The organism is Massilia hydrophila (assembly GCF_020208145.1).
Classification (GTDB): Bacteria; Pseudomonadota; Gammaproteobacteria; order Burkholderiales; family Burkholderiaceae_D; genus Telluria; species Telluria hydrophila.
On record NZ_JAHYBX010000081.1, the window covers coordinates 1 to 391 of the forward strand.

The following is a 391-nucleotide window of genomic DNA, read 5'->3' on the forward strand; positions in this document are numbered from 1 at the left end:
CCCATATTTCCGAATTCCTCCTTCTACTGCAGCCTCTACAGTTGGCCCCAAGGCCGCCTTCCGTTGTTTAAAATACGCTTGTGCAGATTCCAACCGCAAAATGGATTGACGTATATCTAAATTGTTCTGCAGCGCAGAATCAATTAGAGAAACCAACTTCGGATCTTTAAAAATTTCCTTCCAAGACCGGCTTCCTACATTTAAACTATCTGGAGAAAGATGTTTGGAAAAAGAAGTCGGTACATTTAATTTCTCCGGTTGAAGCGTTTTTTTGGGAACCGAGCAACTACCAAATAAAATAAGTGCAGCTATGACTAAAGAAGATTTTTTAACGACCTGTTTCTTGTTGTCTTTTTTTGTAAATAAGATCACTAATCCCGGGATGACAATT

The 391-nt window shown here is 39.1% G+C and carries 1 pseudogene; it reads right to left on the reverse strand.

The annotated features are described in order from the left end of the window. Positions 1-391 (reverse strand): annotated as a pseudogene (locus LE190_RS22325) (hypothetical protein); the annotation flags it as partial.